This window comes from Butyrivibrio sp. LC3010 (assembly GCF_000424385.1).
In the GTDB taxonomy this organism is placed as follows: Bacteria; Bacillota; Clostridia; order Lachnospirales; family Lachnospiraceae; genus Butyrivibrio.
Map to the genome: position 1 here is coordinate 66,348 of NZ_AUJU01000005.1, position 22,791 is coordinate 89,138.

The window sequence follows — 22,791 nt, forward strand, 5'->3', positions numbered from 1 at the left end:
ATAACAGTATTTAGTCAAATAGCAAAGACTAGGGGGATATGCCGCCACCGAAAAAGTGGCGGCGTTGTTGTATGAAGATAGTTATAAGACTTGATGACATTTCTCCGGGAATGGATATGGGAAAATTCAGAAGGTTTAAGAGGCTGTTGGATGAGAATCACATAAAGCCTCTTATTGGTGTTGTCCCGGAAAATAAGGATCCTAAACTGGATGCCTTCAGAGATGAAGAGGAGGACAACTCTTCAAATGGATCAGATGATGACTTTAGCGGTGATGATAAGATAAAGGAGAAGGATTATCATTTCTGGCATCTGATAAGGAATCTGCAGACAGAGGGCTGGATAATTGCCATGCATGGTCTTAACCATGTATATACGACTAAAAAGGGCGGAATGTTCCCACTTAATAAAAAGTCGGAGTTTGCAGGTATCAGTCTTGAGAAGCAGATAAGCATGATCTCTGAAGGAAAAAGCATTCTTGGCAGTCATGGCATAGCCACTGATTTTTTCATGGCTCCAAGTCACAGCTATGACAGAAATACCATAAAAGCACTTGCGGAAAGCGGCTTCAGAAGAATTACTGACGGCTTTGGAAAACAGGCCTACAGACGATTTGATTTGACTTTCTTTCCTATATCTTTCAGGAAGGATTCAGTGCTTAAGGATGAGAGCGAGGGATATACTACCTTCGTAATTCATACTAATACATTAAACGGGGATGATTTTGCATATTACGAGAAGGTATTCGAATCAGGCAAAGTGGTGAGTTGGGATGAATGGCTCATGCAGGAACCTGTGGAAGCCCCGGTTTTTCAGGGGATTAAAGAATATCTGATGGCACGCTTAAAATATATCGCCGTAAATAAAAGGTGGTAACGATGGCAGAACCGATAAGAATTTTGCATGTTTTTGGAACATTGGGACTTGGAGGGGCTGAGAGCAGGATTATGGATCTGTACAGGCATATAGACAGAGAGCGTGTACAGTTTGATTTCCTGGTTCACTCGGATCCCGAAGCTACAGGCAAAAAATGTCCCACCTCGGATGAGCTTATGGCGGTCAGGGAGCCTGACTATTTTGATGCCACGGTTAAGAAGCTCGGTGGAAATATATATGCGATTCCAAAATTTCATGGAACAAACGCAAGGGATTACAAGAATGCTATACGTATGTTTTTTATGCAGCATCGCGGTGAGTGGAGGATGGTGCAGGGGCATATGACAAGTACTGCTGCGATATATCTTCCTCTTGCGAAGAGCTGTGGTATCAATACTACAATTGCTCATGCAAGAAGCGCAGGTGTGGACCCGGGAATCAAGGGCGTTGTCACCAGAATAATCAGAAGCCCTCTGGCTAAGGCAGGGACATGTGATCTCAGGTTTGCCTGCACGGAAAATGCCGCAAGATCAGTATTTGGCGATGCCATGACAGACGATGGACAGGTAAGGATAATTCCCAATGCAATCGATTTGAGGCGTTTTGTCTATAATCAGGAGATCAGAAACAAGATAAGGAATGAACTTGGACTTTCAAATGCAATTGTCATAGGACATGTGGGAAGATTTCATTATGCCAAAAATCATGAGTATCTTCTGAAGGTGTTTGCAGAGTTTTTGAGAATCTTAAGCCATGATGATTCGAATTCCTTTAACATTCTTCATGGAATGCGAATACGTCTTCTGATGCTTGGCGAGGGTTCGCTTATGGACACCATGAAGCAGCTTGCATCTGACCTTCACATAGATAAGCATGTTATATTCTGCGGGAACAAGACCAATGCCAATGAGTATTATCAGGCTATGGATTATTTTCTTTTCCCTTCAAGATATGAGGGACTTCCGGGAACAGTTGTTGAAGCGCAGTCTGCAGGACTTCAGTGCCTTATATCTGATTCAATCACTCCGGAGGTTGATATTACTCCTCTTGTCAGCAGGATGAGCATAGAGGAGCCGCCGGCGGTCTGGGCCAGAAAGATTTTAAATGATCTTATGCTCCGTGACTACAGGGAAAGTGACAGTGAGAATGAGGAAGAGATACCTATAGGCGACAGAGAGGCTTCCAGAGAGCCTGTAAATGCAATGATAAAAAAAGCCGGTTTTGATGTCAGGACCCAGGCTGAGATAATGCAACAATTCTATCTTACAGGGAAATTTTAATGAAACGACTTTTACTTATGGTGCCGATGCTTCACCAGGGCGGATTTGAGAGAGTCTGCGTGGCGACTGCCAGGCTTATGCAAAAATATTATAAGGTGACTATTCTGATTTTTTCTGACAAAGATATCAATTATGATGTATCCGGAATAGACGTGGTAAACATTAATGTGCCTGCCACCAGGAAATTTGGGAAGCTTGGCAAGGTTGTAAATGTACTTCGCAGAGTGCGAAAGGTCAGAAGTTATAAGAAGAGCCATAATATTGATATTTCATACAGCTTCGGCTCAAGTGCCAACTATGTTAATGTTCTTTCAAAGGCTGGTAACAGGGCTAAGGTACTTACGGGCCTTAGATGTTCTACTGATATGGAGAATAAAAGGGAAGTTACTCTTTTTTGTAAAAGGGCAGACCAGGTTCTTTCCTGTTCCAAGGAAATAATGAGAGAACTTGAGCGTGATTACAACTATGAGAAGAGCAGCTATATCTATAATCCGCTGGATATATCCATGATTACTGAAAAAGCCGGGGACAAGGAAGGGCTCTTTAGAGCAAAGGATATGTTTGGAAATGGACTGCTTGTTGACAACACACTGGATAGTCCTTTCACCATCGTATCTGTTGGAAGACAGGATTATATCAAGGGATTCTGGCACTTAATCAAGGCATTTTCAATCGTGGCCAGGGATTATCCTGATTCAAGGCTTGTGATTGTAGGAACAGGTGATTTTAGCGGACTTAGGAAACTGGCTGATGATCTTGGAATTGGAAAGAAGGTCTTTTTCCCTGGACTTCAGAAAAATCCCTTCCCGTTTGTGGATGCGGCTGATCTGTACGTTTTAAGTTCAAACCATGAGGGATTCCCTAATGCGCTTCTTGAAGCCATGGCACTGGGAAAGCCCTGCGTGGCTGCTGATTGCAAAACCGGACCAAGAGAGATTCTTCTGAATGAGAAGGAATATCAGAAGCTTATTTCCGATGCGCCTGACGGATCATCAACAGATAAGATAATTGAGGGTGAATTCGGAATAATCGTTCCTGATATGGATCAGAACATTGATCTTGATGCATCCAATATTACAGAGGAGGATATGCTCCTTGCCTATGGAATCCTCAAAATGATCACAGATGAGGAAAAGATGAAAAAATATGGCAGGAAGGCCTACGAGAGAGCACTTTCCTATAATCCTGAGGGATATGCAAAGAATCTTTATACAATACTTGAGAAGATTTGATGACTTTTTGTGGGCAAAAGCGGAAATCGCCCGCAAAAATCCTGCCTTCGGCAGGACACGCCCCTCGCTTTGCGAGGACCTGGTCCAATACGATTCCCGTTTTTCTGAGGAAAAACAGGAATCTATAACATCCTGCTTGTGCGGGTAGTGTAAAATCAATTATGAAAACAGTGGAATGAGATAATTATGAAAAGAATTGCGTTTCATTTAAATAGCCTTGGTCAGGGCGGAGCTGAGAGAGTTGTAAGTAATCTGGCCAATCAGTTCGCCAGATCCGGGTATGAGGTTTTCATTGCTACAGAGTGGTATGATGAGAATGAATTCACCCTTGATCCCAGGATAAACAGAATCCATGTGGGACTTCTTGAGAGTGATGAGAAGAAGGACAGAATTACCAAATTCTTTTTGAGAGTGAAGTATCTTAAGGCGTTTCTAAAGGAGTACAAGCCGGATGTTCTTGTGGCATTTGCTCACAGAGCAAATTACAGAGCACTTATGGCAAGCAGGAGTACAAAAACACCTACGGTGATTTCAGTCAGAATAAATCCTGTCGGTAACTATGATGCATTTTCAGATAAGATACAGATAAAATGGCTTTTTCCAAGGGCAGCAGGCTGTGTGTTTCAGACTGAGGAACAAAAAGAATTCTTTAAGCCCTACCTGCAGGATAATTCAAGGATTATATTAAATCCTATAAATGCAAAGTATCATGGAGTTGCACATCCGCAACAACCGGATAAGGCAGTTGTGCATCACGCAAGACTTGTGGATTTTAAGAATCAGCTCATGCTCTGTGATGCATTTTTGAAGGTCCATGACCGCCATCCAGATTATGTCCTTAGAATATACGGAGGCGGATCTGAGGATGGAACCAGGGAAAAGCTGGAAAAGAAGATAGCAGATAATAATGCAGAGGATTTTATCTTTTTGATGGGGCCCTGCAAACACATAGATGCAGAGATACCTAAGGGAGAGGTATATGCCTACAGCTCGGATTACGAGGGCTTTCCAAACTCTCTGCTGGAAGCAATGGCTATGGGAATGCCAGTGGTGTCTACTGACTGTCCTCCCGGAGGACCAAGAACAGTTATACGGGACGGAGAAAACGGATTTCTGGTTCCGGTGGGAGATGCTGATGCTCTGGCTGACAGAATATGCCGTCTTATTGAGGATAAAGACATGGCAAAACGTTTTGGCATAGAAGCAGCCAAGGTATATGATATAGCAAACTCTGAAACAATATTTGAGCAGTGGAAAGAGTTTTTGGAAGAGGTTATATAAGTCTATATTACGCTGACCACTAAATATCACGATCATTACTTATTTCAATAAAAATATAAAAAGGAAAAGGAGCAGCCCATGTGCGGAATCTGCGGATATATATCCAGAAACAGAATAACCAAGGAAGAGCTCACAGTCATGAATGACACAATGATCCACAGAGGTCCTGATGACAGTGGAGTAGAGCTTTACCCGGGCAGAGACGGCTACGTTATAGGCTTTGCACAGAGAAGACTTTCAATCCTGGATCTTTCGCCCCTTGGGCATCAGCCCATGTCTACGGAGGATGGCAGGATTTCTGTCGTTTTTAACGGAGAGATATATAACTTTCTCGAATTAAAGGAGGAGCTTAGAGATTATCCTTTTAAATCCACCTGTGACACAGAAGTTATCCTGGCAGGATACCTTAAATGGGGAGCTAAATTTACGGAGCATATCCATGGTATGTTTTCAATTGCGCTATATGACAGGGAAACACAGGATGTTTATCTTGTGCGCGACAGAATAGGTAAAAAGCCTCTTTATTACTGGCTTGAGGATAACAATCTTGTTTTTGCCTCTGAGCTTAAACCTATAATGAAATGCCCCGGATTTACAGGTAATATCAGAAAATCCATAATACCCAGATACCTTTACCAGCAGTACATCAATGCTCCGGAGAGTATTTTTGAGAATGTGTGGCAGGTAGAGCCCGGGCAGATGCTTATTTTTAATAACGGAAATACTACAAAATACAAGTACTGGGATGTTAAAAAAGCCTATAAGGATAATTCAGCCAATATGGTTTCTTCCTATGAAGAGGCGAAGGCCGGACTCAAAAAGCGACTTCAAAAGTCGGTTGCAAACAGAATGATAGCCGATGTTCCGCTGGGGGCCTTTTTGTCTGGAGGCTATGATTCCTCACTTATAACGGCACTTGCCCAGGAAAACAGTAAGGAGCCGGTAAAGACCTTCAGTATAGGATTTAACGTTCCTGAGTATAATGAAGCAGAATTTGCAAAGCAGGTTGCAAAGCATCTTGGAACAGATCACACAGAGCTGTACATCGACGAGTCTGAAATGCTTGATCTTGTGGAAAGCATTCCTGCATACTATGACGAACCCTTTGCGGATGAGTCGGAAATACCGACCATGCTTGTATGCAAGCTTGCAAGGGAGTCTGTTACTGTTGCATTATCAGGTGATGGCGGTGATGAATTTTTCTGTGGCTACAATATCTATGAAAATGTAGCGCAGGCACAAAAGCTGGATATTCCGGGGGCAATCGTAAACGGCATTGGACAGATTCCTGTAGGAAATGAGAAGCTTCTTAAGAAAATGCCCTTCAGGGTACAGGTTGTCGCAGATAACAGGAATCCGGAGACAAAGACACAGTTTTCATCTCCCAGCTATATTCTTTCAGCACATGCTTTTGTAACAGGTAAAGAGAGCATGGATCAGACTCTTACATATGATCAGTATATGAGAGGTGACTTTGGAGATGATGGCCTTTTCCCCTGCAAATATCCTATAGAATCTTCTTACGGGATATCAGACTGGCAGATAAGGCGTATGATTCTGGATATGGATACATATCTTCCTGGAGATATTCTTGTTAAAATGGACAGGGCATCAATGAAGTATTCTCTTGAGTGCAGATGTCCGATCATGGATACGGATGTAATGGAATACAGCTTTTCCATACCACATAAATATAAGTTTATGGATGGGGATAAGAAGCATATTCTTAAGGATATTGCGTATGATTACATACCAAGACAGTTACTGGACAGACCCAAAAAGGGATTTGGAGTTCCCATGGATGCATGGCTTAGAGGGCCTCTTAGAGATAAGCTGATAGATTACAGTGATGAAAGCTTCCTTAAGAGACAGGGAGTGTTTGATGCTAAATACACTTCACACTTTATCAGAAATTATCTTGAAAAAGGTGATGGAGGTCCTGCAACCGGCGCTAATTATTCGAAGCTTTCCTGGAGCTTTTTCAATTTCCAGCAGTGGTACGAGAGATATATGTAGTCAGATTTTTGTAACTGACAGATGAGGTTTTATATGGACGAAAGAGCGAGTCTGAAGAAAAAGCACATAGCAATGTACATAGGCTCACTTAATAAAGGTGGAGCAGAGAGGGTGATGTGTAACCTGGCTGAATATTTTTTCAGTATAGGTTATAGAGTCACGCTGGTAACAACCTACCTTTCTGATGATGAATATGATATTCCTGATGCTGCCTGGAAGGTCCTGAAAGCAAATAATGGCAAAAATGCGGTCAAGGTGCTTAATCCCGATGAAGATGAACGTTATGTTGACTTAAAGGGTGGAGCACCGGTGGGGATAAACAGAGTCTTTTCTGCGCTTATGCCTTATGAAAAGGGCAGCAGAATTCAGAACTTTACCAAGAGAATCGATAAACTTACAAATATCTGGGAGACATTAAAGCCTGATCTTATTTTGTCATTTCTTGGGAAAAATAATGTGATGGCAATACAGTCTGCATCAGGACTGGGAATTCCCGTAGTGGTATCTGTAAGAGCAACGCCTTCAGAGGAGTATCCGTCATTTGGTCTTAATACCTCTATGAAATTCCTGTTTCCAAAGGCAGCAGGGGTTGTGGTTCAGACTAACGGAGCCATGGACTATTTTGGGGCATTTATAAAGCCTAAGTGCAAGGTTTTGCCAAATGCAATAAACGAAGAGTTTATAAATCATGAGGTAGTTCCCTTCGACGATAGAAAAAAGGTAATAGTATCGGTGGGAAGACTTGATGAGAACAAGAATCAGAAAATCCTTATCCATGCTTTTTCACATGTGGTTAAAAAGTATCCTGATTACAGGCTGATGATATATGGAGATGGACCAACCAGGAATGTTCTTGAGAAGCTATGCGGAAGTCTTGATATTCTCGATGAGTCCGGAAGAGGCCTACCCGGAAAGGTGACTTTTAAGGGAAGCGTTGACAGAATCGCCGACAGGATAAGCGAAGCAGAGTTCTTTGTGCTGACATCAAGAACAGAGGGTATGCCCAATGCGCTGATAGAAGCAATGTCATTGGGACTTTGCTGTATTTCTACGGATTGTCCCTGCGGAGGACCGGCAGATCTTATTGAAAATGGTAAAAACGGTCTTCTTATACCTATGGATACGGATGTGACAATGGCAGCAAATATTTGTCATGCCCTTGACAGGTTGATGGCTGATTTGCCACAAGCCAGACAAATGGCAGGAGCGGCACTTGAAGTCAGGGAAAAATACAATCCTGATCGCGTCAATAATATGTGGCGCGAGTATTTTGAAGAATTGATTTAGGAGCAAATGAATGCAATTTAATTCATACATTTTCATACTGTGCTTTCTGCCGCTGTCGCTCATAATGTATTTTTTATTTCATAAAACGGGCAGACATAAGACGGCAATGCTTTCCCTGCTTTTAATGTCATTGTGGTTTTATGGATATTTTAATCCGAGCTATCTTCTTATCATCTGCAGCAGTATTGCAATAAATTATCTGTTGTCAAAAGCCATGATATTGCACGGAGGGGAAGAGAAAAAGAAGCGGAAGCCCTTTTTGATATTGGGGATAATTTTTAATGTAGGCCTGATATTTTACTTTAAATACTATGATTTTTTCATACAGAACATAAATACAGTTTTTAAGGCGGATTTTAATCTTAGACATATAGTACTCCCACTGGGAATAAGCTTTTTTACATTCCAGCAGATTTCATTTGTGGTAGATGCGTACAGAGGAGAGACAGACGATTATTCTTTTCTTGAGTATGCGCTGTTTGTTTCATATTTTCCACAGCTTGTGGCAGGGCCGATTGTACTGCATTCGGAGCTTATTCCACAATTTCGTGACAGTAAAAAACAAAAACCGTATTTTGAGAATTTGAGCCGTGGCATCATGATGTTTACCAGAGGACTTGGTAAGAAGATGTTGATAGCTGATATGTTTGGCAAAGCAGTGGATTTTGGATATTTACAGGCATCTCTTATTCCCGCAGGGGAGGGGGCTCTCACAATACCTGAGATAATAATTGTAATGACTGCTTATGCATTCCAGCTTTATTTTGATTTTAGCGGTTACAGTGATATGGCAACAGGTCTTGGAGCGATGTTTAATTTTGACATTCCCATGAATTTCAATTCTCCTTTCAAGGCTATATCAATCGCTGAATTCTGGAAAAGATGGCATTTGACACTGACCAGATTCCTTACCACATATGTTTATATTCCTCTTGGAGGAAACAGAAAAGGAAAACTCAGAACCTATATAAATACGATGATAGTTTTCCTGGTAAGTGGAATATGGCACGGTGCTAACTGGACCTTTATCCTGTGGGGAATATCCCATGGCATAGTTCAGTGTATCAATAAGCTTACTCACGGCACATATGTAAAGGTCTGTGATGCTGCAGGAAGGCTTCCTTTTGGAGTTATCCTGAAGGGCATAATAAGAGCAGTGAGCTGGTTTGTTACCTTTGAATTTCTGTGCGTATCATGGATCATGTTCAGGGGAGCGAGTGTAACACAGTTTATTCAGATCATCAAACGTTTTGGCGTAGTTAATCTGGATGTAAGATCAGAGCTGATAGAGGGATTCAGAATACCTAAATTCAAGTATGTGTTAGAATTCCTGCATCTTCCAAGCTCAGATCACACGGTACTTATGACAGGATGCATTTTATCGCTATTGGCCGCTTTTGTTATCTGCCTTTGCTGTGAGAACAATTATGAAAGAAAGTATAGGACCAATGCATTATCCCTTGTGTTTACATGGGTTATACTTGTTGCCTGCATTGTGTCCATGAGCTCAATATCGACTTTTCTTTATTTTAATTTTTAAGATATTGAATTTTCTCAGTAGTGCAATCTCTGCTTTTGAGGAAAAAATAATATTATGGAGTTAACCGATGTCTGCAAAAAAATGGTTTAATGCAATTTTGATCATGACTATTCTTACCCTGTTCCTTATTGGAGGGGTGGTGTTTTTTGTGGACCCGTTTTTTCATTACAGAGCACCAAATCCTTTGTTTTTCTATAAACTGTATGATCAGAGATCCCAAAATGACGGGATTACAAAGCATTTTGATTATGATGCTATAATTACGGGAACTTCAATGTCTGAGAATTTTAAAGCAAGTCAGTTTGAGGAAGGACTTGGATTTAGCACGATAAAGGTCACTTACTCAGGTGCTACATATAAAGAAATCAATGACAATCTGGCGGTGGCTTACAGAAGCGGACATAATCCCAGATATGTTTTGAGACCGCTTGATTATTCACTGCTTGTTAAGGATAAGGATGAACTCAGAGAGGATATGGGCGAATATCCTGAATGGATCACAAACGATAATCCTATAGATGATGTAAAATATCTGTTGAATAAAGATGTGCTTTTGAGATATGCACTCCCTGCCCTTGCTTCATATTTTCAGGGAGAGGAACCGGGACATACAAGCTTTGATGATTACAGCTATACTGATCAGGACAATAAGTATGGTAAAGACTATGTCCTAATGGGAAAGAAGAGGTTTAAAGAGCCTGAGAGCCAGCTTCTTATCACCGGACAGGAAGAAGAGTTTAAAATACTTGATGCCAATATTGAGCAGAATGTAGTATCTCTTGCAAGGAAGCATCCGGAGACGAAATTTTTATATTTCTTTCCTCCATATTCAATGGTATATTGGGGGAATCTGTATGAAGCGGGAGAGCTTGATGAGATTCTTGCTTATAAGGAAGCTGCCATAAGGCAGATGCTTGAGTGTGATAATATTCATATTTACAGCTTTACGACTCATACGGATATTACAACTGATCTGTCAAAATACAGAGATCAGGCTCACTATGATGCAGAGGTAAACAGTTTTATTATGGATACCATAATAAAATATGAAAACGGCTATGAGGAGACAGATATGTTTACTTCCTCTGACAGGATTACCGGTGAAAATGTAGACGACTACTTAATGACGGAAAAAGTTTTATTAAATAGCTTTGATTATAATAGTCTGATAAAATAAAAACCGTTTTAACACATTGCATATATGAAAATGGTGGATATATGAAAGATTTAAGTCATTTTTATTTTGATGGCATACCTAAAGCAGAGCAGCCCCTGATTACGGTGGCAATTACCTGCTACAACGTTGAAAAATATATGGCCAGATGTATTGAGTCGGTGATGGCACAGACTTATTCGAATCTGGACATACTTATAATAGATGATGGTTCAAGAGATAATACCGCGCGAATTTGCGATTATTATATGACTCAGGAAAAGAGATTAAGAGTAGTCCACCAGTCGAACCAGGGACCGGGGACTGCCAGGAATCAGGCAATCGCTCTGGCTAAAGGAGAGTACATTGCTTTTCTTGATGGCGATGATTATGTGGAAAGCTATATCTATGAGTACATGATGAGTGCTATATTGGCTGCAGAATGTAAACTGGCTATCTGTGATTATTATGAGGATAAAGAAGACAGGGCTATTGATATTCATCCACTTACAGAGGATATGAGAGCAGGAAAAGTATTTCTGCTTGGGCTTGATGATATGATCGCCAGCTGCATAGAGGAATCAGATGTTCTGCCAGTGAGAAGCATGGTGTGGAACAAGCTTTATCACAGGAGCCTTCTTGTGAATAAAAGCTTTCCCAATAAGCTGTTCTATGAGGACAGGCGATTCACGCTGGAAATCCTTGGAAGCGCAAAAAAGGCCGTGTTCGTTGACACTCCGCTTTATCATTATATAATAGACAGGAAGGACAGCGTGAAGGATCAGGAAGGCTTTTTTGCCATCTTTTCCGAGTGGATACCGTCCTGTAAATCAGTCAGGGATTACCTTGTTGGAATCGGCAGAGATGATCTTGCATATACCCAGGACTATCTTATGTATAAGAGGCTTTTGGATTTTTATACCGAGGCAAAGCTTGACAAGATTGGTGACAAAAAGAAGTATCTTAAGGATATAACTTCCTACACCGAGAGATGCAGAGATGATTTTGATAAAATCTATAGCTGCCGGATTGCAGATCCCAGAGAAAAAAAGAGGATGCAGAAGTTTTTAGAGCATCGGTTTATATTTGATCATTTTTACATAAAGTAAGGATCAGGGGGACGTATGATAATTATAAGAATGATGGGCGGTCTGGGTAATCAGATGTTTCAATATGCCCTGTATCTTCAACTGAAAGCGTTGGGGAGAGAAGTTAAGATTGATAATTTTTACGGATTTCGCGATGACCCTCAAAGAGATCCGGTTTTGGAGGATATGTTTGGCATCACCTATGATAAGGCAACTGATGCCGAGGTGGTCGATATCACGGATTCATATATGGATCTGTTCAGCAGGATCCGCAGAAAGATTTTTGGGAGAAAAACCAAAGAATATGAGGAACTGACAGGAATCTTTGATCCTAAGATCTTTGAAATGGAGGAAGCTTATTTAAACGGCTATTTCCAAAGTGATAAGTATTTCAGTGATAAGAATGTTATAGCACAGCTTCGGAAAGAATTTACTTTTAATCCGGCCGAAGTATTTACCTCGGAAGAGAGCTGGGAGCTGTACAGACAGATAAGGGAAACAGAATCCATCAGTATTCATGTGAGAAGAGGAGATTATCTGCTGCCGGGTGCCATTGAGACCTACGGCGGAATCTGTGATACTGATTATTATAAAAGAGCAATCGATCTAATGCTTTCCGAACATCCGGGAGCTATTTTCTATGTATTCACTGCAGATAAGGAATGGTGTGAGGAGAACGTCAAAGGAAAGAAATTCCGCATTGTAGATACAGGCGAAGAAAATGAGGATGCAGCTGATATGCTGCTCATGAGTCTGTGCAAACACCATATTCTTGCAAATTCAAGTTATAGCTGGTGGAGTGCATGGATCAATGATTCACCGGATAAGACTGTTATTGTGCCTAAAAAATGGCTCAATAACAAGCCTATGGATGATATTTATACTGAGCGTATGACGCGCATTTGATTCATACGAAGGCACGAGTCAGGATAACATGCCTGCATGTTCATCTTGCGATACCCGCGGGTATTTAACTTTAAATAAATCGATTACAAAGGATATTTATGAGTTTAACTGATCCAAAGGAGAAGAAGGCTGAGAAACTCAGTCTTTTTTCCAAAATAAATTATATTTTTGATAAAAAACAAAAGAGAATGCTGGTAATTTTAGGATTTATGATAATTATCGGCGGTTTATTTGAGACACTGGGTGTCGGAATCCTTGCTCCCGTGGCAGGGGTTATTCTTGATCCCGGTAAGGTGCGCGAAAAGATAGACAGCATAAAGATATTGAGGAGCCTGACGGATTCGATGGGGCTTGATACCGATGCAAAGCTGATCTGTGCTATGTTATCGCTGCTAATTGTAATATATATAGTAAAAAATATTTATCTTATATTTTTGGTATATGTCCAGAACAGCTTTATCTCAAGAACCCGCAATGACATGATTTCCAGAGTTATGAGAGAGTTTTTGAACAGACCCTATGAGGATTATCTTGGGGCGGATATACCTACGGTATTCCGTATTACAGATGGTGATATACCAAAAACATTTTCTTTGATGCTGGCTCTTTTGAATTTGTGTACAGAGCTGGTTGTCTCATCATTTTTAGGTATTTTCCTTATTTATACCAACTGGAAGATGGCGCTGCTTATGATAGTGGTGCTTGGAGGCATGACTGTTCTTATTACCAAGATTTTAAAGCCACTTATGAATGAAATCGGAAGAAAGAACCAGTCCATTGCTTCAAGGATTGCAAAGTGGAGAATTCAGGCTATCTATGGTCTTAAAGAAGTTAAAGTATTAAACCGTGAGGACTTTTTCATAAGAAATTATTATGAGTCAGGTAAAATCGGTGCAGAAACGGACATCAGATACACGGTTCTTAATAATTCGCCAAGGTCTTTGATAGAGACGGTTTTCATGGCTGCTGTGTTTGGATTTATGATTGCCTATGTGGCACGGGGCGGAGATACCAAGCTTCTGGTTACACACCTTACAGCCTTTGGTGTTGCAGCTGTAAGACTTATACCCAGTGCAAACCGTATAAATACTTATATTACGGAGATTGCATATGAAGAGCCTTCGCTTAATTTCGTCTATGACAATCTCTCTGAGTCCATGAAGACAGACAAGAAGATGGCGGCTGAGAGGATGGCTATAGCTGGTCCTGCCTTAGAGCTACGTGACAAGATTGAACTCAAGGGAATTACATTTGCTTATCCTGATTCCGATAAGAATATTTTTACAGATGCCAATATGACAGTACCTAAGGGTAAATCAGTTGGTATCATGGGATCATCGGGAGCAGGAAAGTCAACCGTTGTAGATATTCTGCTTGGATTATTACACACTCAGAGTGGAGAAATTCTCTGTGATGGGGTAAATATTTTCAGCAATTATGAATCATGGCTTGCACAGATAGGATATATTCCGCAGAGCATCTATCTCATAGATGAGTCAATCAGAGACAATATTGCGTTCGGTATAGATGCAAATGAAATTGATGAAGACAGAATATGGCAGGTATGTGAGGAAGCTCAGCTCGCTGATTTCATAAGAACTCTGCCTGAAGGTCTTGATACTAAAATCGGTGACCGCGGTGTAAGACTCTCCGGCGGACAAAGACAGAGAATCGGAATTGCCAGAGCTCTTTACCACAACCCTGAGATTCTTGTTTTTGATGAGGCAACAAGTGCTCTTGATAATGAGACAGAGGCAGCGGTTATGGAGGCGATAAACAGCTTTCATGGTAAGAAGACGATGGTGATCATCGCGCATAGGCTTAATACAATCGAGAAATGTGATCTTATATATGAAGTCAGTGACGAAAAGATCGTGGAGACTACACTTGATGGAAAAATCGTTTATCACAAGACTACGTAATATATTTTTATATATTGCTCTTACCATAGAACTTTTGCTGATGATATATGAAAGAAGTGTATTTCCGCTTTCGAGTCCAAAGCCTGTTTTCAGGGTAAGCTTTATATTTACGGTACTGGCACTATTGCTGACGCACTATTCAGTTAAACAATGGATAGTGATAGTGATCACAGGGGTAATAAGTGTGATAGGCTACAGGGTTACCGGGAATAATGATCTTCTCAGATTTTCATTGTTTGTGATAGCCTGTAAGGATGCTGATCTAAAGAAAATGTTAAAGTATATCTTTGCAGTAACTGTTGCCGGGGCTCTCATTATAGTGGCAGGATCAGTTTTTGGTATTGCAGGAGATGTAAAGCTTATTGGTGATTTTGGAAGAGGAGCGGATGAAGTCAGATATGCCTTTGGCTTCGGACATCCCAACACCCTTCAGAGCGTGATATTTTCTATCACTGTTTTGTTCATTTATCTGATAAAAGATTTTGAGAAATTCAAAAGAAATGTTATAATGTTAGCCGCGCTTGTATTTAATGTGATCATATATTTTCTGACATATTCACGGACAGGTACAGCGCTTACGGTTTTTACTATCATGATCGCATTTTTGGTTTATGGGATAGAACCGCTGAAGAGGTCAAAGCTTCTGTATATCTCCGGGGTAGTGGTGATAGCAGGATGTGTCGGCTTTTCAGTTTGGGCAGCAGCCATAAGCAGATATGCAAGGAAGAAAAAGTATCCGTTTTACTATAAGCTGGACAGACTGCTTACAGGTAGGATACAGTCGTTGTATTATGATACAAAGCCGCATAAAGGCTCACTTCAGACCTGGAGCTTGTGGGGAGACGAGTTCAGTGGTAATGCCTTTTTTGATATGGGGTGGGTCAGGCTTTTTTACTGGTATGGGATTATACCCGCGATATTGATTCTGATAGTGATCGTTTATCTGATATTCAAGTTGTATCAGAGGAGAGATTATGGTGTTATGATCATGATAATCTCTGTAAGTTTATTTACTCTGGTTGAAGCAAGTTTTGTTTCTTCTTTTATAGGTAGGAATTATTTGCTTCCCATCGCCGGGGTTTATCTGTTGTCAGACAGATGGGAGGAGAACAGTGCAAGGAAAAGCAAAGTATCTAATTAACTACACATTATGGATAGTAGATATAATATCCATAATCATTTCATTCGTGCTCGGTACATATTTCCGTTTCTGGAATTTCAGGGACATGCAGGATAAGTCAATGCACTTCTATATCTGCGTTATTATGATACTTATCTGTACGATCTACACTTTCGCAATTGATTCAAACAGAGGATTTCTAAAGCGAACCATATGGCAGGAGGGCGCAGCCATTGCAAAATTTGAGTTTGTGCTTATTCTGGGAACTATAGCTGTTGCTTATGTGCTTAAGCTGGCGGAGCAGTTCTCCCGTCTGGTTATGCTTTATTTTATAGTGATAAATGTCATTCTGACATTTGTTTTTCATCAGTTGGTAAAACTGTTCCTGAAAAACTACTGGCAGAATGGAGATTCTGCGATAAAGCTTCTTGTGGTTTCCGAGAAAGAAATCATGATGCCTACTATCAGACATCTTCAGCACAGACTTGAGTTCAATTATTCCATTGAAGGAGCTGTCTGCCTTGATGAGGATATGTCCGGTGAGGAGATCAGAGGCGTAAAGATAATCGCTAACAGAGATAATCTTATCGATACAGTGACATCATATCCTGTTGATGAGATATTTATATACACTCCCAACATCAGCCAGAAAGCATTGAATGATACAATTGCTGCTTTTGGAGATATGGGTGTAACTGTTCATTATTGCGTAGAACTTCCCAATATTGCAGGAAGTACTTCAGTTGGTAACCTTGCAACCTATTCTGTTATTTCATACATCCATGGAACCGAGAGATACAGAGCACTTATCTTAAAGAGAGTCATGGACATAGTTGGATCTTTGGTAGGACTTGCCATAACAGGAATTGTTACTCCTTTTGTGGCACTTGCCATTAAGCTTGATTCTCCGGGACCGGTATTCTTTTCACAGGTTCGTATCGGCAGAAACGGAAGACGTTTTAAGATTTATAAATTCCGAAGCATGAGGACCGATGCTGAGGAGGTTAAACAGAAGCTTGAGGATCAGAACGAGATGAACGGTCTGATGTTTAAGATGAAGGATGATCCGAGAATTACAAAGGTGGGAGCATTTATCAGAAAGACAAGTATCGATGAGCTTCCACAGTTCCTCAATATCTTTAAGGGTGATATGAGTCTTGTGGGTACAAGACCACCCACCGAGGATGAATTTGAAAAGTACAATCAGTACTACAGAAGAAGAATCAGCATGACTCCCGGTCTTACAGGGATGTGGCAGATCAGCGGCAGAAGTGATATAGAAGATTTCGATGATGTTGTAAAACTGGATCTTCAGTATATTGATAACTGGTCTTTAGGACTTGATATCAGTATTCTTTTAAAGACTGTAGGCGTGGTACTTTTTGGAAGAGGTGCACGTTAAGAGAGGAATACATGGCAAATAAAGAGGTTAGCGTTATTATTCCTGTTTATAATATTCGGGAATATATTGGCGGTTGTATAGAGAGCGTTATAAACCAAACCTATAGAGATATGGAAATTATCCTGGTGGATGACGGAGCCAGCGACGGAAGCGGAGAAATCTGCGATGAGTACGCCGCAAAGGATGAGCGCATCAGGGTAATCCATAAGGAAAACGGTGGCCTGATATCTGCATGGAGTGAGGGCGTAAAGGCTGCCAATGGCAGATACGCCCTCTTTATTGATGGTGATGACTGGGTAGAAACCAATATGATAGAGGAGCTTTTGAAGTATGTGTCAAAAGAGCCCGGAATCAGGGAAATCATCAGCAGTAATTATATAATTGAAAAGAAGAACGAAAAAAGAAAAGCTACTCAGGGTTTAGCGCCGGGAGTTTATGAAAACGAAGCACTTGACAGTGTACGTAAGAGACTTCTGGGTGAAGAGAACAGACCTGTAACAATGTCCAGGTGTATGAAGCTTATAAGTCGTGAGCTTATCCTTGATAATCTGCATTATCTGAATTTTAATCTTCGTATGGCGGAGGATGTGAATATTACCCTTCCGTGCCTGCTTGATGCAGACAGACTCACTGTAGTGGAGGACGGATATTTTTATCATTACAGGACGGTGGGAGAGTCCATGTCCCATGGCCACGACAAGAGACTTCTTGCTGACATTAAAATGATATACAAGACTTTTCTGGACATCATGAAGGATAAGGGAGTTTCTAATGCAGTGGAGCAGATGGACAGAGAGTATGTAAGACTCCTGTTTCTGGTTATGAAGAGTGAGCTAAGGATCAATGCTCCGGATGTTACGGGTAGAGTAAAGGAAGTATTTGGAAAAGGAGAGGTGGCAGACATTATTAAGAACACGCCTGTTACCGTATCTGAAAAAGGAAATAAACTGATATACTTATGTATGAGGCATCCGATCACGCCGGTAATACTTGGAGTTCGGATGATAATAAAGGGGTTCGACAGAGTGACGATGGGGGCACACTAATGAATAAAGCCATGGCAGAGCCGTTGGTCAGCGTTATAATTCCGGCTTATCAGGCACAGGACTATATTGAAAACTGTGTCAGATCAGTATGCTCTCAGAAAATATCAGAAGATGTAATTAATGGCTTTACCAAAAGCGATAATATAATTGAAGTCATCATTGTTGATGATGGTTCTAAAGATTCTACAGGGAGAATCTGTGATGAGCTCTCTGCACAATTTTCGAATGTAAAGGTACTTCATGTAAAAAACGGCGGTGTATCAAAAGCCAGGAATCTTGGTATTGAGAATTCCTGCGGCAGATATATCGCTTTTGTTGACGCTGATGATCTGGTTGAAGAAAGCTATATTTCTGATCTTCTAAGGAGTGCTGCGCAAAATAATGCAGACATCGTCATCATGGACGGAAAGATTAAAACGGATGAACTGATTTCCGGATACAGATATATTGAAGATGGGATCCTTAGTGAGGATACACACGTATGGGGGAAGCTTTTCATAAGAAGTCTTCTGGAAGAAGATGGAAAAATCAGATTCCCTGACGGAATTACCATTGGTGAGGATATGCTTTTCCTGCTGGATATACTTATAAAAGCAGGTAGTAAAAAGTGCATCAGCATGATAACCGGAAGCGGATATAGGTATAACTTTAATGACAGCGGTGCTATGCTGACAGAGTTTAAGCCATCCTATTTTGACCAGATAAAATGCTGGGATATAGCTGATGAAAGATTAAATAAAATTGAGTATAAGCTCTCTGATAAAGCTCGTTTGAAATTTGCAGTCATTAGAATAATGGCAGCGCTGTTAGTGGTTTCTAAATTTGCTAAATCAAATAATATGAGAGAAAATATAGATAAAATATCCGCAGAAGTCATGAAGGATAAGGTTATAGGTAGTGCTTCTCAGGTTATTAGCAAAGCTCTGCGGATAAAAGGCTCCTATAACCGGCTTTCAGCCGGTTATAAGATAAAAGTTGCGATTTTTAGATTCAGTCCTGATTTATATATAAAATTATACGGACAATGGAAAAAGAGATGATAAAGGAAGAAAACACAAGAAAAAAACTGTTCATCTTATCAGTAATAATGTGCTTTATTACCATTTTGATATATGAGATGCTGACTCCCAGACTTATGGATGACATGTCCTATGGTAGAGAAGTGGAGGAGGCAGGTAATTTTCTTAAACTTTTTGGGCAGGAACACAATCAGTATCTGACCTGGACCGGGAGATCTGTGGCCCATATAATGCTGAGAATCTGCATGTTCATAGACCTGCACACCTTTGGGGGAAGAGTCTTTTTTAATTTCCTTTCGGCAGCGGTCTTTACAGCACTTACTTTACTTATATATCTTAATGTGGACAGTAATGTACGATATAACATAAATAATTATCTTTTATCAGTATTGCTTATATGGATGACAGGCATATCCTTTGGAGAAACCGTGCTCTGGGAGACCGGTGCCTGCAACTACCTTTTTACCACAACGATCATAATGACAATGATCACTCTCTACAGGAGAGCCTACAGAGACAGTATTTCCGGAAGGAAAAGTACCGGAAGTGACCTTTTGATCAGAAGTGTCGGCTTTTTCATCCTGGGTATCATAGCAGGCTGGTGTAATGAGAACACAAGTGGTGGACTGCTCCTGCTTATGCTGATAATTGTTTTGTACTATAAAAAGATTTTTCCCTGGACAATTACCGCCATATCCGGAACCTTTGTCGGGCTGTTATTTATGGTGCTTGCCCCCGGGAATAAGATAAGAGTTCAGTATATGGAGGAGTCAAACACAGGTCTTTTGGCAATTGCGGCGAGATTCCTGAAAATAACTCTTACATTGAAGGAAGAATTCATGGTTCTTCTGATCGTACTTGCAGTTCTTTTTATATTGCTGATGGTGCAGGGAAGGAATTTTGAAGCATTAAAAGAGATGTGGCTTTTTGCTTTTATATTCTTTGCCACATCATACAGCCTGATTCTTACGGTTACGCCTCAGGTGAGAGCGTACTTTGGTGCCGGGATTTTTCTTATAGTAGCCATAGTCCAGGGATTTTCAAATGTAAATACCATGGATGAAAAGGGTGATGTTTCTGAGCTCATGAAGACTCTTAAGCTTGGAAGTGTAGCAGCTTTGCTGATCTTTATGACCTTTACTTATATTGAGAATGCTGCAAATCTTGCGAGAATATATCGCGATGAGAATAAGCGCTTTGCATATCTTGAGGAGAAGGCCCAAGAAGGCGCGGTTGACGCAGAGATACCAATGCTTCACAGTCAGTTTGACAATAAGTATTCAGCAGCTTTTGAATCCGATGTGACAGAGGACTGGCAGAACTGGAATAATCAGATGATTGCAAGATATTATGGCTTCCAGACAGTATTGGGATTAGATCCTGATGCCTGGGAGGAGGAGTGATATGGATAGGCAGCTTTTATTTTATATGCATGCAGGCAGCGGGAATCATGGCTGCGAAGCCATAGCAGATGCTACGCTGGAAGCTTTTGACAAGGTATGTGGGGGTGAAGAAAGCATACCTCCGATCATAATCTCAAACAGCAAAGAGCAGGACTTGAAATACGGTCTGGGTGACAGGGTTTCAAAGAACCAGTGCTCAATTGTGCAGGAGAGACTAATTTCAGAGGACCTTATACCTCATATTTATTATTATGTATATAGAAAACTCACAGGAGATGCGGTTTCATTTCTCAGGTACCAGTTTAAGGACGTTCTGAAAAAGGCAGGTTCCTATAAGCGACCCATTGCAGTTTCAATAGGCGGTGATAATTATTGTTATCCTGAGATGGTGAATGATTTAAAGCTTGCTCATGAAGCCTTTTTGGAAAAAGGCATGTCCTCGGTTCTTATGGGCTGCTCTGTTGAACCTGATACGGTTCCTGCGCTAAAGGATGATCTTATGAAATTTGATCTCATAACCGTAAGAGAGTCCATATCCTATGATGGAATGATTGCAGGAGGAATCCCAAAGGATAAGGTGAAATTATGCCCGGATCCGGCATTTATGCTTCCTGTGAAAAATAAAAAGCTTCCTGAAGGCTTTGTCGAAGGTAAGACTATAGGATTAAATGTAAGTCCCATGGTTCAGGGAAAAGAGTCAAAGCCCGGAATTACCATGGAAAACTACAGGAATCTTATAAGACATATTCTGGAAGATAAGAGAGATTTATGCGTTGCTCTTATTCCTCATGTAGTGTGGAAGAGTAATGATGACAGAGGGCCGCTTACTGAGCTCTATAATGAGTTTAAGGACACCGGAAGGGTTATACTTGTGGAGGATGCCTCAGCTGAGGAGCTTAAGGGAATAATCAGCGCCTGCAGGATTTTCATAGGTGCAAGAACGCACTCCACGATTGCAGCCTATTCAACCTGTGTGCCTACGCTTGTTCTTGGATATTCCGTAAAGTCGAGAGGAATTGCAAGAGACCTTTTCGGAACTGATGAAAACTATGTGGTGCCGGTACAAAAGCTTGCTACCGAGGAGGATCTGGTGAAGGCTTTTGACTATATACTTGAAAATGAAGATTCCATCAGGGACAGGTTAAATACGATAATGCCGGATTACATATCCCGTGCGGATTTAAACGTGAGATACATAAAGGAGCTTTTCTAAATGCTTATAATACAGATTGCCGGCGGGCTCGGAAATCAGATGCAGCAGTACGCTATGTACAGAAAGCTGAAAAGAGCCGGAGCTGACAAAGATATAAAACTTGATACATCCTGGTTTGATTCAAAAAATCAAAGCGGAGTACTGGCTAAGAGACAGCTTGAGCTTTCCTATTTTCAGAATCTTCCTCTGCCTGTCTGCACAGATGAGGAACGGGCATATTTTCAGGACAGAAGTGTATTCAGGAAGGCTGTTGAGAAGCTGATCCCTGCTGCAAGTAAAAGATTTACGGAAAGCTGTATGTATCATCCGGAGATATTTGAGCTCAAGGACAAATATATAGAAGGTTATTTTGCGTGTCAGAAATACTATGACGACATCATGGATGAACTTAGGGAACTGTTTATTTTCCCTACACATCCGGATCAGGAGATCAATATAAAAAATATGGATCTTATGAATGAGATGGAAAACGTTACCAGTGTAAGTGTCCATATAAGAAGGGGCGATTATCTCGATCCTGAAAATGCAGCGCTCTTTGGAAATATCGCTACTGAGAGATACTATGAGAGTGCCATGGATTACTTCAGAGCTCTTAACCCTGATACGCATTTTTATATTTTTACCAATGACCCTGAATATGCAAGGCAGAAGTATTCTGATCCCAAAAGGTACACCATCGTGGATCATAACACAGGAAAGTACTCACTGCTTGATATTCAGTTAATGAGTCATTGCATGGGGAATATATGTGCCAATTCCACGTTCTCATTTTGGGGTGCAAGGTTAAATAAAAGGCCTGACAGGAAACTTGTCAGGACGCTTACAATGCGAAATAACCAGCCTGTCACACCGCAGCTTATGCATGAATACTGGCCCTCATGGGTGCTCGTGGACAAAGATGGCAATGTAATGTAAAATAGAACTTTAGTACAGATTTCAGTGAGACATGGAAGCCGACGTGACTTGCTCATATGAAATTGGCGATTATGTATGAAGAAGGAAACGGCA

General features: G+C 40.9%; 18 protein-coding genes. All 18 read left to right on the forward strand.

The genetic code is table 11. The features are described 5' to 3' along the window. Positions 1-71 precede the first annotated feature (71 nt). Positions 72-875, forward strand: coding sequence for a DUF2334 domain-containing protein (locus G622_RS0105300; protein ID WP_026509827.1), 804 nt, complete (start codon positions 72-74; stop codon positions 873-875). 2 nt (positions 876-877) lie between these two features. After that, a complete protein-coding gene (locus tag G622_RS0105305; protein WP_026509828.1) occupies positions 878-2,155 on the forward strand; it encodes a glycosyltransferase in 1,278 nt (425 codons plus the stop codon). Beyond that, complete coding sequence (locus G622_RS0105310; RefSeq protein ID WP_044912998.1) at positions 2,155-3,387, forward strand: glycosyltransferase; 1,233 nt, start codon at positions 2,155-2,157, stop codon at positions 3,385-3,387. Before G622_RS0105305 ends, G622_RS0105310 begins: the two co-directional genes overlap by 1 nt. A gap of 186 nt (positions 3,388-3,573) precedes the next feature. Beyond that, a complete protein-coding gene (locus tag G622_RS0105315; RefSeq protein WP_026509830.1) occupies positions 3,574-4,668 on the forward strand; it encodes a glycosyltransferase family 4 protein in 1,095 nt (364 codons plus the stop codon). A gap of 78 nt (positions 4,669-4,746) precedes the next feature. Further along, the gene (gene asnB, locus G622_RS0105320; RefSeq protein WP_026509831.1) at positions 4,747-6,684 is read left to right on the forward strand and encodes an asparagine synthase (glutamine-hydrolyzing); all 1,938 of its coding nucleotides are present in this window, start codon (positions 4,747-4,749) and stop codon (positions 6,682-6,684) included. Positions 6,685-6,717: 33 nt separating this feature from the next. Continuing rightward, positions 6,718-7,971, forward strand: coding sequence for a glycosyltransferase (locus tag G622_RS0105325; protein WP_049945696.1), 1,254 nt, complete (start codon positions 6,718-6,720; stop codon positions 7,969-7,971). A gap of 10 nt (positions 7,972-7,981) precedes the next feature. Further along, positions 7,982-9,511 (forward strand): MBOAT family O-acyltransferase, encoded by a 1,530-nt coding sequence (locus G622_RS0105330; RefSeq protein ID WP_026509833.1) that lies wholly within the window; start codon positions 7,982-7,984, stop codon positions 9,509-9,511. A gap of 67 nt (positions 9,512-9,578) precedes the next feature. Continuing rightward, positions 9,579-10,688, forward strand: a complete 1,110-nt coding sequence (locus G622_RS0105335) for a hypothetical protein (RefSeq protein ID WP_026509834.1) — start codon at positions 9,579-9,581, stop codon at positions 10,686-10,688. Positions 10,689-10,729: 41 nt separating this feature from the next. Next, the gene (locus tag G622_RS0105340) at positions 10,730-11,773 is read left to right on the forward strand and encodes a glycosyltransferase family 2 protein (protein ID WP_026509835.1); all 1,044 of its coding nucleotides are present in this window, start codon (positions 10,730-10,732) and stop codon (positions 11,771-11,773) included. A 15-nt stretch (positions 11,774-11,788) separates the two neighbouring features. Continuing rightward, complete coding sequence (locus G622_RS0105345; protein WP_049945697.1) at positions 11,789-12,658, forward strand: alpha-1,2-fucosyltransferase; 870 nt, start codon at positions 11,789-11,791, stop codon at positions 12,656-12,658. A 98-nt stretch (positions 12,659-12,756) separates the two neighbouring features. Further along, positions 12,757-14,580, forward strand: a complete 1,824-nt coding sequence (locus tag G622_RS0105350) for an ABC transporter ATP-binding protein (protein ID WP_026509837.1) — start codon at positions 12,757-12,759, stop codon at positions 14,578-14,580. Next, positions 14,549-15,721, forward strand: a complete 1,173-nt coding sequence (locus G622_RS0105355) for a hypothetical protein (protein ID WP_026509838.1) — start codon at positions 14,549-14,551, stop codon at positions 15,719-15,721. Before G622_RS0105350 ends, G622_RS0105355 begins: the two co-directional genes overlap by 32 nt. Continuing rightward, positions 15,693-17,102, forward strand: a complete 1,410-nt coding sequence (locus G622_RS0105360) for a sugar transferase (protein ID WP_026509839.1) — start codon at positions 15,693-15,695, stop codon at positions 17,100-17,102. The genes G622_RS0105355 and G622_RS0105360 overlap by 29 nt, the downstream gene beginning before the upstream one ends. Before the next feature lie 11 nt (positions 17,103-17,113). Beyond that, positions 17,114-18,148 carry a glycosyltransferase family 2 protein gene (locus G622_RS0105365; protein ID WP_026509840.1) on the forward strand — a complete coding sequence of 345 codons (1,035 nt, stop codon included), beginning with the start codon at positions 17,114-17,116 and terminating at the stop codon, positions 18,146-18,148. After that, positions 18,148-19,188, forward strand: coding sequence for a glycosyltransferase family 2 protein (locus G622_RS0105370; RefSeq protein ID WP_026509841.1), 1,041 nt, complete (start codon positions 18,148-18,150; stop codon positions 19,186-19,188). The genes G622_RS0105365 and G622_RS0105370 overlap by 1 nt, the downstream gene beginning before the upstream one ends. Next, positions 19,185-20,570, forward strand: a complete 1,386-nt coding sequence (locus tag G622_RS0105375) for a DUF3329 domain-containing protein (protein ID WP_026509842.1) — start codon at positions 19,185-19,187, stop codon at positions 20,568-20,570. Before G622_RS0105370 ends, G622_RS0105375 begins: the two co-directional genes overlap by 4 nt. Before the next feature lies 1 nt (position 20,571). Further along, complete coding sequence (locus G622_RS21715) at positions 20,572-21,783, forward strand: polysaccharide pyruvyl transferase family protein (RefSeq protein WP_044957179.1); 1,212 nt, start codon at positions 20,572-20,574, stop codon at positions 21,781-21,783. Next, complete coding sequence (locus G622_RS0105385; RefSeq protein ID WP_026509843.1) at positions 21,784-22,698, forward strand: alpha-1,2-fucosyltransferase; 915 nt, start codon at positions 21,784-21,786, stop codon at positions 22,696-22,698. It begins immediately after the preceding gene. Positions 22,699-22,791 lie beyond the last annotated feature (93 nt).

Coding starts and splice junctions, on each gene's coding strand:
- G622_RS0105300 (WP_026509827.1), top strand. CDS start 72: ATGAAGATAGTTATAAGACTTGATGACATTTCTCCGGGAATGGATATG.
- G622_RS0105305 (WP_026509828.1), top strand. CDS start 878: ATGGCAGAACCGATAAGAATTTTGCATGTTTTTGGAACATTGGGACTT.
- G622_RS0105310 (WP_044912998.1), top strand. CDS start 2,155: ATGAAACGACTTTTACTTATGGTGCCGATGCTTCACCAGGGCGGATTT.
- G622_RS0105315 (WP_026509830.1), top strand. CDS start 3,574: ATGAAAAGAATTGCGTTTCATTTAAATAGCCTTGGTCAGGGCGGAGCT.
- asnB (WP_026509831.1), top strand. CDS start 4,747: ATGTGCGGAATCTGCGGATATATATCCAGAAACAGAATAACCAAGGAA.
- G622_RS0105325 (WP_049945696.1), top strand. CDS start 6,718: ATGGACGAAAGAGCGAGTCTGAAGAAAAAGCACATAGCAATGTACATA.
- G622_RS0105330 (WP_026509833.1), top strand. CDS start 7,982: ATGCAATTTAATTCATACATTTTCATACTGTGCTTTCTGCCGCTGTCG.
- G622_RS0105335 (WP_026509834.1), top strand. CDS start 9,579: ATGTCTGCAAAAAAATGGTTTAATGCAATTTTGATCATGACTATTCTT.
- G622_RS0105340 (WP_026509835.1), top strand. CDS start 10,730: ATGAAAGATTTAAGTCATTTTTATTTTGATGGCATACCTAAAGCAGAG.
- G622_RS0105345 (WP_049945697.1), top strand. CDS start 11,789: ATGATAATTATAAGAATGATGGGCGGTCTGGGTAATCAGATGTTTCAA.
- G622_RS0105350 (WP_026509837.1), top strand. CDS start 12,757: ATGAGTTTAACTGATCCAAAGGAGAAGAAGGCTGAGAAACTCAGTCTT.
- G622_RS0105355 (WP_026509838.1), top strand. CDS start 14,549: ATGGAAAAATCGTTTATCACAAGACTACGTAATATATTTTTATATATT.
- G622_RS0105365 (WP_026509840.1), top strand. CDS start 17,114: ATGGCAAATAAAGAGGTTAGCGTTATTATTCCTGTTTATAATATTCGG.
- G622_RS0105370 (WP_026509841.1), top strand. CDS start 18,148: ATGAATAAAGCCATGGCAGAGCCGTTGGTCAGCGTTATAATTCCGGCT.
- G622_RS0105375 (WP_026509842.1), top strand. CDS start 19,185: ATGATAAAGGAAGAAAACACAAGAAAAAAACTGTTCATCTTATCAGTA.
- G622_RS21715 (WP_044957179.1), top strand. CDS start 20,572: ATGGATAGGCAGCTTTTATTTTATATGCATGCAGGCAGCGGGAATCAT.
- G622_RS0105385 (WP_026509843.1), top strand. CDS start 21,784: ATGCTTATAATACAGATTGCCGGCGGGCTCGGAAATCAGATGCAGCAG.